Here is an 11715-nt window from a genome sequence, read left to right as displayed (position 1 = left end):
ACCAAAATTTCACTATATAAAAATTCATATAACAATATAAAATGAATCAGTAAAAAATATCGTTATATTCAATAAAGTAGTGTTAAAAGGCTATTTTTATAAAAAAGAAAAACAAAAATAAGAACTAATTTTTTTGCCTCTTTTTTAAAATGAAAAAAAGCAACATGCAGTAAAAAAGGAAGCCGTTTTAGAGCTTCCTTTTTGAGTGAGTTAAATCACATTAATTGACTAGTGGTTTACAACTACGATAACCGTAATATGTTTTAATACACATTCAATTTAGTAATTTAGATATTGGAAAAAGATTATTATTCTGTTTCTTCAATATCTGTCGCATCATCACCATTGTTAGCAAAATCAGCCGCACTAGTAAATTCGCCTGCATGATTTAATAACATTTCACGTAGTTTAGTGTTTAACTCATCATACATTTCAGGGTGTTCTTTTAGGTAAGTCGTTGCATTGGCTTTACCTTGACCAATTTTCTCACCGTTATAGCTGTACCATGCACCGGCTTTCTCTACCAATTTATGTTTAACACCTAAATCAATGAGTTCACCAAAGGTATTGATACCTTCGCCATACATAATTTGGAATTCAGCCTGTTTAAATGGTGCTGCAATTTTGTTTTTCACCACTTTTACGCGTGTTTCACTACCAACGACTTCATCACCATTTTTAACCGAGCCGATACGACGAATGTCTAAGCGAACCGATGCGTAGAATTTAAGCGCATTACCACCTGTAGTGGTTTCAGGGTTACCAAACATAACCCCAATTTTCATACGAATTTGGTTGATGAAAATAAGCAATGTGTTGGAGTTTTTCAGATTACCAGCTAATTTACGCATAGCTTGGCTCATCATACGAGCCGCTAAACCAACATGTGAATCACCAATCTCACCTTCAATTTCTGCTTTCGGCGTTAAAGCAGCAACGGAGTCAACAACAATAACATCAACAGCGCCAGAACGAGATAATGCATCACAAATTTCTAAGGCTTGTTCACCTGTATCAGGCTGAGAACACAGTAGATTATCAATATCTACGCCTAGTTTTTTAGCGTAGATAGGATCTAAAGCATGCTCAGCATCGATAAATGCACAAATTTTACCTTCACGTTGAGCGGCAGCAATAACTTGTAATGTTAACGTTGTTTTACCTGAAGATTCAGGACCATAGATTTCAACAATACGACCACGTGGTAAACCACCAGCACCTAAAGCAACGTCTAATGATAAAGAACCCGTAGAGATGGTTTCAACGTTCATGGAACGATCTTCGCCCAGACGCATGATAGACCCTTTACCAAATTGCTTTTCAATTTGACCAAGTGCTGCGGCCAATGCTTTTTGTTTGTTTTCATCAATAGCCATGTTATCTCCCTCTGGGCAGTGAAACATCAATATGGGTCACTACCATTAAAACGTATATGATTTTGCTTGTTGAAACTCATTATACTGTATAATCATACAGTATCAAGTTAATTATTAATAATTTCTTTAAGGATTGATTTTAAAGAAAAAATAACAGATTCAGCTCTTACTTGTTCTCGTGAACCATTGAATATACAGTGTTTTGCCTTAGTTTGAATGCCTGTTGATGTTTTCATTGCAAAACCAAACCAAACTAAACCAACAGGTTTTTCTTCACTACCACCACCAGGGCCTGCAATACCGCTAACAGACACTGCAAAATCTGCATTAGCTGTTGTCAGCGCCCCCTTAGCCATTTGAAGAACAACTTCCTCACTCACCGCGCCGTATTTAAGCAAAGTTTGTTTATCTACACCGATCATTTCATGCTTTGCCTCATTGCTATATGTGACAAAGCCACGGTGATAATATTCAGAACTTCCAGAAATATCAGTGATTACTTTCGCAATCCATCCACCAGTGCAAGATTCAGCCGTTGTTATCGTACTTTTCTTTTCAAGTAACGCTTTACCCACTTCAATACTTAGGCGGGTCATTTCATCGTAATTTATCATTAAGGTTCATCTAACCTCTATTCTAAATCCCACTGTTTAAGATTTCTTTCTGGTGCAATCCCATAACCATAAACCACCAATTGCAAGGGCAAAGATAGCACCAAAACCAATTCCAATAGCAACAACAGAGACACCAATGCTTGTAACCAGTGAGAACAGTCCAAGCATTAATAGCATTGCGGTATTTTCACCTAAGTTTTGTACAGCGATAGCATTACCAGCCCCTACACTGTGCTTTCCTTTATTCTGTAATAACGCATTTAATGGCACGACAAAGAAGCCACCAAAAATACCGATGATGATAAGAATTAGGTAGGATGGAATAATTGAGGTTTGCAATGAGAAGTAAACAACCCCAAGACCAATTAAAATACCAGCAGGCATACAACGACGTACTGTTTTCAGTGTCACAAATTTAGCCGCTAATCCAGCACCGACTACAATACCAATAGCAACCATCGCATTTAATACAGTCGGTGTTGTATTATCAGTCATACCAAGAGCAATAGGTACCCACTGAACAAGCAAAAAGCGCAATGTTACTCCTGCGCCCCAAAACATGCTGGTTCCCACTAAAGAAAAGCGACTTTCTTTATCAGCCCATAAAGTACGTGTAGCCTCAAGAAACTGCGTGAACATTTTTTTAATGCTCCAACCACGACCAATTTGAGCAGCTGATAATTTAGGTATACCAAAGTTAACAAATACAGCTAAAGCATACATTACTGCACAAACACCTAATGCAAAAACAATGCTCCAATCTGAGAGTAAACCACCAATGACTGATCCCAACAAAATAGCCGCAATGGTAGAAGCTTCCATTAAGCCATTCGCCTTAACTAAACGCTCACCATCTGTTAATTCACCTAAAATGCCATATTTAGCAGGGGAATAAACAGCAGCACCAATTCCTACTAATGCATAACCAAGGAAAGGATCAGAGCCAACACAGATAAGAAATGCGCCGATAAATTTTAAAAGGTTACCACTGAGCATTACCCTACCTTTAGGATTACGATCAGCAAATTGCCCTACAAAAGGTGCTAAAAGAATAAAAGCCAGCACAAAAACCATTTGTAAAACAGGTTGGCTCCACTCTGGATAAAGTGCCGATTTGAACTGAGCAAGGATCGCAAACAATAATGCATTGTCAGCAAACGCAGAAAGAAATTGCGATATTAATACCGCTTTCATTCCTCTACTCATTAAAGGAGGCTGGCTAATATTCTCAGACATTAATTATTTTCCTGTTCAGCACGTTTCTTCAATAAGACAAAATCCGTTTTCCCACTTCCTAAAACAGGAATTTCTTTGATAAAACGAATATCCTTTGGTACAGAAATTTCAGCAACACCTTCCGATTTTGCCAATGCAGACAGCGTACTACGATCTAATTGATTATCGGTTGTGAACAGTACTAATGATTCGCCTCTGCGTTTATCACTTATTGTCACAACAGCATGTTCACCTTTAGATGCTTTACGTGCAAGTTGCTCAACACCTTCAAGAGAAACCATTTCACCCGCAATTTTTGCAAAGCGTTTTACACGTCCTTTAATAGTACAAAAACCTTCGCTATCAATAGCCACAATATCACCTGTATCGTACCAACCTTCTTCGTCAATACCTTCAGCATTGGTTGCGACAGGCACTTCCAATTTTTCAGGTGATTCTACACGCAAGTATCCCATCATAACGTTAGGACCACGTAGTTGTAGTCTACCGCCGTCAGTAATACCATTCATTGGAATTAAACGCCCTTCCATACCCGGTAATAAACGACCTACTGTATGCGCTTTGGCACTCATAGGCACATTGATTGACACAACGGGTGCACATTCTGTTACGCCATAGCCTTCTAAAATACGAATACCAAATTTCTCTTGCCATAAAATACGAGTTGATTCAGAAAGCTTTTCAGCTCCAGCGACCACATATCTTACTCTGGCAAAATCATAAGGATGGGCAAATTTCCCGTAGTTTCCTAAAAAGGTTGATGTTCCAAATAATACTGTACAGTTTTGGTCATAGACTAATTCAGGTACGACTCGATAGTGTAGCGGGCTTGGATAAAGAAAAACGCGCGCCCCCAAGCAAATTGGGGTTAGCAGACAGGCAGTTAAACCAAAGGCATGGAATAACGGTAATGCTGACATAAATTTGTCTTTCGGTGAAAAATCAGCAATAGCACGAATTTGGTCAACGTTAGCTAATAAACTTGAATGGCTATGAACAACACCTTTAGGTGTTCCTTCAGATCCTGATGTAAATAGAATAACGGCTGCTTCATGAGCATCTTGCGGTAACATCGCTTTTTGAGGCGTAATGAGATGTTTGAGGATCCAGCGTTTATCTTCACTCGTGACCGTATCTTTTAGATCCTCAAGATAAATCCAATTAGCTTCTGGCGTTTGCTCAGGAATATGTAATAAATTCCCTTTCTCTAAAAAACTGGCGTGATGTAAAGATAGTTTTAATTGATGCGGCTTTCATCGCATTTTGTACACCTAAACTACCCGCTGTATAATTAAGCATTGCCACAACACGTTGACGCATTGTTGCACCTAATAGTGCCGCTGCAGTGACTGTTGTATTTGGAAGCAGTAAACCTATACGCTCTTTCGGTTCAGTATAGCGTTCAATTAATCGACTGATCCCGAGTGTTTTTTTTCAGTAACCCTTGATAAGAATCTTCTTTTAAATTGATATCAGAAATGAGTGGACTAAACCGACCATATTGAGACATTGCCTGTAAGAATGCTTCATACAACGTGATATTGGGGCGAGTTTGCATGATGGCTTCCATCATGATATCACGCATAGCTTCACCCGCTAATCGACGACGCTCAGAAGATTTTTCCACTTTTGGCATCGGTAATTCAACCGCAGGAAGCACCTTGATAGTGATTTTAGGAAAAAGGTGAGACTTTACTTGTAAACTTTTACGGACTCGTGAGAAATAACTAAATTCAACCCCTTCAATTCTAACAGGAACAACTTTAGCACCTGATTTTGCGGCAATAAAAGCAGCACCCTCATAAATTTTCATCAAACCATTTGTTACTGTGATCCTTCCTTCAGGGAAAATCACAACAGGACGACCTTTATCCACTTCTTTAACTAATTGACGCACAGCCATTGGGTTGGCGGGATCTAAAGGCACGATGTCAGCATAACGACCTAACCATCTTGTTGTTTTTGCAGAAGCAACAGAGGTATAAACAGCAAACACCGGATTAATTGGCAGGAATAAACGTAATAATATACCGTCAATAAAAGAAGTATGGTTTGGCGTAATTATACATTTTTCATATTGTGAAAACTGATTAACAAGTCCTTCAATTCTTATTCTAAATAAGAATCTAAATAGTGTTTTAAAAAACGCTATCAACATCATATCCATATCTCATTTGCTATTAATAGCCTTACTATAAATAGGATGTGATGAAAATAAAATAGATGTTCCCTGTTTTATCCTGTATATCAGATGACTACTTAATCATTTAGTGAGTTTTGCGAGAATTCCCTCAATTATTTCATTTATAGGTAATCCCGCATCAACAATAATATCAGCACATTGCAAATATAAAGGTTCACGTTTAGCCAAAACGTCATTCATTTCTGAAATTAACGTTTTCCCCGTCAAACTTGGTCTTTGGGCTTCATTTGGATCTTGGGACAAACGCTCAACTAACGTTTCAAGAGATGCTTGTAAATAAATAATAACACCTGAAGATTTCATATAAGCACGATTTTCATCTGCTAAAATCATCCCCCCTCCTGTTGAGATAACTTGGTTAGGCAGGCTAACTTCAACTAATGCTTCTGACTCAGTTTGACGAAAAAAATCCCAACCTTTTTCCTGAACCATTAAAGATATAGTTTGTTGATATTTCTTAGTTATCCAATCATCCGTATCAATGAATCTATAATTTAAAGTAAGGGAAAGTGCTTTACCTACTGTTGTTTTTCCTGCACCTCTAGGTCCGATAAGGTAAATTGTACTATCCATAAAATGCACTATCTCCATAGCGTGTTCCCTTTAAGGGGGTGTAATAAAAAATTTACATATTGTAAAGTATAAAACATCATACCTGATGTAACAAAAAAATAAAGCCACACTTTAAAAGAGTGTGGCTTATTGCATCTTCTCAACAATTAGCTACGAATTGTATTATCACCGTAACCAATCCATTTATAGGTCGTTAAGGCGTCTAATCCCATTGGTCCTCTAGCATGTAATTTCTGTGTACTCACAGCAACCTCAGCACCTAAACCAAACTGTCCACCATCAGTAAAGCGTGTACTCGCATTAACATACACAGCAGCTGAGTCAACTTGACGAACAAAACGATCAGCATTAGCAAGAGATTGCGTTAAAATAGCATCAGAGTGTGCTGTGCCATAACGACGAATATGGTTAATTGCCTCCGTTAACCCACCCACGACTTCTACATTCAAATCAAGTGATAACCATTCATCACAATAATCTTCATCTTTCACAACAACAACAGTAGCTCCGCCTTTTTTCAACCCTGGCAAAGCCTTCTCACTTGAATGCAAAGTTACCTTTTGAGCTGCCATAGCATCACTTAACTGAGGCAAAAATAACTCAGCAATATTTTCGTGTACTAAGAGCGTTTCTAAAGAATTACACGCACTTGGACGTTGTACTTTTGCATTGATGATAACCGTTAATGCTTTTTCTAAATCCGCACTTTCATCCACAAAAGTATGGCAAACGCCAATACCACCAGTGATAACAGGAATGGTTGATTGTTCACGGCAAAGTTTATGCAATCCTGCACCACCTCGTGGAATAAGCATATCAATATACTCATCCATTTTTAGCATTCTAGCGACTAACTCGCGATCAGGCTTATCAATCGCCTGAATAGCGCCAGCAGGAATACCACATTTTTCTAATGCTTGTTGAATAACAGCAACAACCGCTTGGTTAGTATGATGGGTTTCTTTTCCACCACGAAGAATAGCCGCATTACCTGTTTTTAAACATAAAGAAGCCACATCTATTGTGACATTAGGGCGAGCTTCATAAATAACGCCCACCACCCCTAACGGCACACGACGACGCTCTAAACGTAAACCGCTATCTAACATGCGACCATCAATAACTTGACCCACTGGATCTTCTAAGCGACACACTTGTCGTACATCATCTGCAATTGCTTTTAAACGTGCAGAATTAAGTAATAAACGATCAAGCATAGCGGCATTGATATTCGCTTCACGAGCTGCTTGCATATCTTTTTCATTTGCTGCAAGAATTGAAGCTTCTTGTTGTTCTAATAAATCAGCCATGACTAATAATGCCTGATTTTTCTGCTCTGTTGATAGTTGAGCTAAATGCCAAGATGCTTCTCTTGCCGATTTCCCCATTTGTTCTAACATCAGAAGGCTCCTTAGCTAACAATCATATCATCACGATGTACGGCAACACTGCCATACTCGTAACCTAAAATTTGACTAATTTCTTGTGAATGGTGTCCAGCAATTAGACGCAGCGCATCACTATTATAGTGTGCAACACCATGAGCGAGATCTTTACCTTGTAAACTTTGGATTCGGATGACACATCCACGAGAAAAATCGCCTTTAATTTCTTTAATACCTTTTGGTAAAAGGGAGCTACCTTTTTCTTTAATGGCGTTTTCAGCCCCTTCATCAACCACAATTACACCTGCAATTGGCGCACCAAAGATCCACCGTTTACGCGCTTCTAATGGGCTTTTTAGGCCATGAAATAATGTGCCAACAGATTCACCATTAATAACTTTCGCGATAACTTCCGGTTGCACACCAGCTGCGATAACAACATCAATCCCCGCACGCCCAGCAACGGTTGCTGCTTGCAGTTTTGTTGCCATACCGCCCGTACCTAAACCTGATACGCTATCACCAGCCATTTGGCGTAACTCATCATTGATATCAAAAACTTCTGGGATCAATTTAGCATCTGGATTACTGCGAGGATCCGCCGTATAAAGCCCTTCAATATCTGTCAATAATAACAGTTTATCTGCACCACCTAAAATAGCCGCTAATGCTGATAAGTTATCGTTGTCACCCACTTTTATTTCTGCCGTAGCAACAGCATCATTTTCATTGATAACGGGGATAATATGGTTATCTAACAGCGCATGTAATGTATCACGTGCATTTAAGAAACGTTCTCTATCTTCTATATCAGCACGCGTTAATAGCATTTGACCAATATGAATACCATAGATAGCAAATAACTGTTTCCATACTTGAATTAAAGCACTTTGCCCCACAGCGGCAAGCAACTGTTTTGAGGCAATCGTTGCGGGCAGATCAGGGTAATTCAAATACTCACGTCCAGCAGCAATTGCACCTGAAGTGACAATGATAATCCGATGACCTTTTTCGTGTTGTTTAGCACATTGGCGAACCAGCTCAACAATATGAGACTGATCCAGACGTCGTGAACCACCAGTAAGTACACTTGTCCCTAATTTAACAACCAGCGTTTGGCTGCTATTCATAACATTTACCATTCTTGTTGATTATTTAAAAAGATAATACACAGTTTTATCAGGAGAGAAGCGTTATGCCAACTGACATAACGCAAAATCTATGAAAAGTTGCCCTAACACAAAATTAGGGCTGAATAGGAAGAGGAAAATTGTTCATTTTTTCATCTGGGATGAGTGTCATTTCTAATTCACTCACGGCTAATTGAAGAAATTCATGAAAACGAATGAGTGTTTCATTGATTGACTCAACAACATCATTCTTACTTATGTTCTGATGAAGCCAATCACCATTTTTATCGAATAGCCCAATTTGATAATGATAAATGAGCTGCTCATTATTACGTTCTAATTCCATCCACCAGCCCCAAAACTCTCGTTTTTCTGGCGCGACTTTTTTTATTGACACAAACGGCTAAACAGTCAAAAAAGAACTGGCTCTCTTGGCATTGTTGCTCTCGGATATATGGACCGATTTGAGCAAAACGCTTTAATAACTTACCTCGGGTAGGGTTCAAAGATGAAGTCATAAATTCAGTCTCCTTAGAAACTCTACTGTTATATAATCTAATATAATTAGCAAGTTATTGTTCAAAATTAATTATATTAATTTATCATAGATCCAATCTGCGCTTTTTTGTAGCGCAAGCTCTAAACCTTCATAAAGCGGTTTGTCATTAATAGCAAGAATGTCACCATCCATAGAAGAACGAGCAATTAATTGCGAATCCTCTTTAGGGCTCATATCATCCCCTTTCCAATAGACACCCATCATCGGAACAGGCATGCGTCGTCCAATCAACCCTTGGTTTTTCAGGGAGTAACTGCTCAACGACAATCGAAGATTATTCTCATCGATATTCCATAATCCTAAACGACTTGCTAACACATCAAGATACATCACAGGAATTTTTTTTCTGCAATTCAGCTTGAGTAAAGAAAGCGTGGATCAATGGGCCTAAAGCAACAACACCTTTAATCAATTTAGGGTAGATATAAGCTAAACGCACAGCTATATTACCACCAAAGCGAAAGCCCATTACACCAACGCGAGTATGATCAATCCAAGGCACTTCAGAAAGTTGTTTTAGCACTTCACCTTGTAATTGGCATGTATCTTCCGTTAGTTTTTGTTTTACTGAATAACCAATTCCTGGCATATCCAGTGTTAACATTGCAATACCTTTTGGGGAAAGATAATCACGGAAGAAGCTGACGTAATCACTTTGTAAGCCGTCTAATCCACCACAAAATAACACGGTAGGATAAGGACCTCTACAATCTTTTGGTAAATGCAGAAAACCCGTTGTCGTTCCTTTCCCCTCTAATTTAAATGTCAGTTTTTTTACGTCAAAAGAGGAAAATTTTGTCGCATTCTCAAAGGCTTTCATCGACAAGGTAACGGCTTGATCTGCTAAGAAATCACCATTAATAAAGGGATATGCGGCAATGCTATAAAGATGAGCTGCTTGTAACCAACAATCAGCTGCGGTATCACCAGACTCTTCACGTAATGCTTTTTGTTGCCAGATCATCGCTTGATGTGACCACTCAAATGACCAACCTCCTTTACGATATCCTACAACGGTATCAATAAATTTATCGTCACTACGAGGAGCATCCTGTACCGCAATTCGACTTAACACTTCTTCTATTTCAATAGGCGAAATTCCACGCCAAATCCAAAGTAAACGTTGAATAGTCCTATACCAATTTTGCTGGCTTGTACCATTAAGCACAGTATAGGTATTAATATTCGATTTGGGATGGGTATACTGAATTAGCGTTGAAGTCTCAGCGTGTTTTGCTCGTGGCTTAAATAAAGTTTCAGAAAGATTCGTATTGTTTGCCATATCACTCTTCAAATCAGTGGATATCGTATAAAGGGCTTAAAAGACTGGCTTTATCATAGCATGAAATCGACTGGAACAATGTGTATCACGACAAGCGATCGCACGAATACATATAAAAAGGAAGAGAAAAAAGCTTAAAAACCAAAATCCCCGCCTAAGCGAGGATCTCGATTAAAACAGCAAAACGAATGCTATCAACTTATTATTGATCGCAAACAGGCGGAATAAAGGCAACACCCATATCCCAAGGCTGTTCAATCCATGTATTTTGCGGAATATCAACCACAAAATCATCCACTAAAGGACGCCCTTCAGGTTTTGCAAAGATAGTGACGAAATGCGCTTTTGGGTACATGTCACGGATAACTTTAGCTGTCCCCCCCGTATCAACTAAATCGTCAACAACGATAAAGCCTTCACCATCACCTTCTGCTTTTTTTAAGATTTTGAGATCACGCTGATGATCATGGTCATAGCTAGAAATGCAGACTGTATCCACATGACGGATACCTAATTCACGAGCAAGTAATGCAGCAGGGACTAATCCCCCACGGCTGACAGCAATAATGCCGGTCCACTGTTCGACTGGTAATAAACGTTGCGCCAATTGACGGGCATGTATTTGCAACATATCCCACGTTACAACATATTTTTCGCTCATAATATTGTGATCCTAGCTACTTGAATTTCGAGAGAAGCTTTTTTGCGGAAAAAAAGGTTGCGCGAGATTATAGTGATTTGAGCGCCTAAAAACCAGAGAAAACGTGAAAACAGGTGAGATTATCCTCATTTTTTTCTGTAATACCTATTTCTGATTAAAAAACAAACTATATGAAAAATAAATACAAAATAGAGATCTAATTTCTTAGATAGAGATGTGAATAGAATGACGCATTCATCAGAAGAAAGTGATATTCTCAACTATATTGGCGTATAACGCTCAGAATAATAAAGCTAACCCTTAAAAAAGCGGTAGGCTATCAATAACACAGATGCTGTTAGAGGAGATCCATCGTGTCTGAACTATCTACTCTATCCCCACAACCACTATGGGATATTTTTGCAAAAATTTGTTCGATTCCACATCCATCACATCATGAAGAAGCCTTAGCTTCCCATATTCTTTCTTGGGCTAGTGAAAAAGGTCTTTTTGCACAGCGCGATGCAGTTGGCAATATTTTAATTCGTAAACCAGCAACTAAAGGCATGGAAGATCGTAAAGCCTTGTTTTACAAGCACACTTAGATATGGTGCCACAAAAAAAACAACGATACAGTTCACGACTTCACAAAAGATCCAATTCAACCTTACATCGACGGTGAATGGATCAAAGCGAAAGGCACAACATTAGGTGCTG

Annotated in this window: 7 protein-coding genes and 4 pseudogenes; 1 reads left to right on the top strand and 10 read right to left on the bottom strand. The window is 38.7% G+C overall.

Annotation, left to right across the window (positions count from 1 at the left end; genetic code table 11):
- Window positions 1–308 precede the first annotated feature (308 nt).
- From recA to gpt, 10 genes and pseudogenes are all read right to left on the bottom strand, one after another.
- The gene (gene recA / locus BHE89_RS00260) at window positions 309–1376 is read right to left on the bottom strand and encodes a recombinase RecA (RefSeq protein ID WP_069367091.1); all 1068 of its coding nucleotides are present in this window, start codon (window positions 1374–1376) and stop codon (window positions 309–311) included.
- A 107-nt stretch (window positions 1377–1483) separates the two neighbouring features.
- The gene (gene pncC, locus BHE89_RS00255; protein ID WP_069367090.1) at window positions 1484–1990 is read right to left on the bottom strand and encodes a nicotinamide-nucleotide amidase; all 507 of its coding nucleotides are present in this window, start codon (window positions 1988–1990) and stop codon (window positions 1484–1486) included.
- A gap of 36 nt (window positions 1991–2026) precedes the next feature.
- Window positions 2027–3226: a lysophospholipid transporter LplT gene (lplT, locus tag BHE89_RS00250; protein ID WP_069367089.1), complete on the bottom strand. Its 1200-nt coding sequence runs from the start codon at window positions 3224–3226 to the stop codon at window positions 2027–2029.
- Window positions 3226–5384 (bottom strand): annotated as a pseudogene (aas, locus tag BHE89_RS00245) (bifunctional acyl-ACP--phospholipid O-acyltransferase/long-chain-fatty-acid--ACP ligase). Before aas ends, lplT begins: the two are co-directional and overlap by 1 nt.
- 105 nt (window positions 5385–5489) lie before the next feature.
- Entirely contained in the window at window positions 5490–6002 is a 513-nt protein-coding gene (gene aroL, locus BHE89_RS00240; protein ID WP_069367088.1) for a shikimate kinase AroL, read from the bottom strand.
- Window positions 6003–6148: 146 nt separating this feature from the next.
- Window positions 6149–7402, bottom strand: a complete 1254-nt coding sequence (locus BHE89_RS00235; RefSeq protein ID WP_069367087.1) for a glutamate-5-semialdehyde dehydrogenase — start codon at window positions 7400–7402, stop codon at window positions 6149–6151.
- 11 nt (window positions 7403–7413) lie between these two features.
- Window positions 7414–8517 (bottom strand): glutamate 5-kinase, encoded by a 1104-nt coding sequence (gene proB / locus BHE89_RS00230; protein ID WP_069367086.1) that lies wholly within the window; start codon window positions 8515–8517, stop codon window positions 7414–7416.
- 115 nt (window positions 8518–8632) lie between these two features.
- Window positions 8633–9035: pseudogene (gene crl, locus BHE89_RS00225) on the bottom strand (sigma factor-binding protein Crl).
- A 71-nt stretch (window positions 9036–9106) separates the two neighbouring features.
- Window positions 9107–10358 (bottom strand): annotated as a pseudogene (frsA, locus tag BHE89_RS00220) (esterase FrsA).
- A gap of 202 nt (window positions 10359–10560) precedes the next feature.
- Window positions 10561–11019 carry a xanthine phosphoribosyltransferase gene (gene gpt / locus BHE89_RS00215; protein ID WP_069367083.1) on the bottom strand — a complete coding sequence of 153 codons (459 nt, stop codon included), beginning with the start codon at window positions 11017–11019 and terminating at the stop codon, window positions 10561–10563.
- A 353-nt stretch (window positions 11020–11372) separates the two neighbouring features.
- Here gpt and BHE89_RS00210 point away from each other — a divergent pair.
- Window positions 11373–11715: pseudogene (locus BHE89_RS00210) on the top strand (cytosol nonspecific dipeptidase); the annotation flags it as partial.

The sequence above is a fragment of the Shigella sp. FC1967 genome (assembly GCF_001743005.1).
Lineage (GTDB): Bacteria > Pseudomonadota > Gammaproteobacteria > Enterobacterales > Enterobacteriaceae > Proteus.
Note: the sequence above shows the minus strand (reverse complement) of the source record. Positions and strands in the feature narration are given on the sequence as shown.

Excerpts from the sequence above, each read along its gene's own strand:
- gpt (WP_069367083.1), bottom strand. The coding sequence starts at position 11,019 with ATGAGCGAAAAATATGTTGTAACGTGGGATATGTTGCAAATACATGCC.
- BHE89_RS00235 (WP_069367087.1), bottom strand. The coding sequence starts at position 7,402 with ATGTTAGAACAAATGGGGAAATCGGCAAGAGAAGCATCTTGGCATTTA.
- lplT (WP_069367089.1), bottom strand. The coding sequence starts at position 3,226 with ATGTCTGAGAATATTAGCCAGCCTCCTTTAATGAGTAGAGGAATGAAA.
- recA (WP_069367091.1), bottom strand. The coding sequence starts at position 1,376 with ATGGCTATTGATGAAAACAAACAAAAAGCATTGGCCGCAGCACTTGGT.
- pncC (WP_069367090.1), bottom strand. The coding sequence starts at position 1,990 with ATGATAAATTACGATGAAATGACCCGCCTAAGTATTGAAGTGGGTAAA.
- aroL (WP_069367088.1), bottom strand. The coding sequence starts at position 6,002 with ATGGATAGTACAATTTACCTTATCGGACCTAGAGGTGCAGGAAAAACA.
- proB (WP_069367086.1), bottom strand. The coding sequence starts at position 8,517 with ATGAATAGCAGCCAAACGCTGGTTGTTAAATTAGGGACAAGTGTACTT.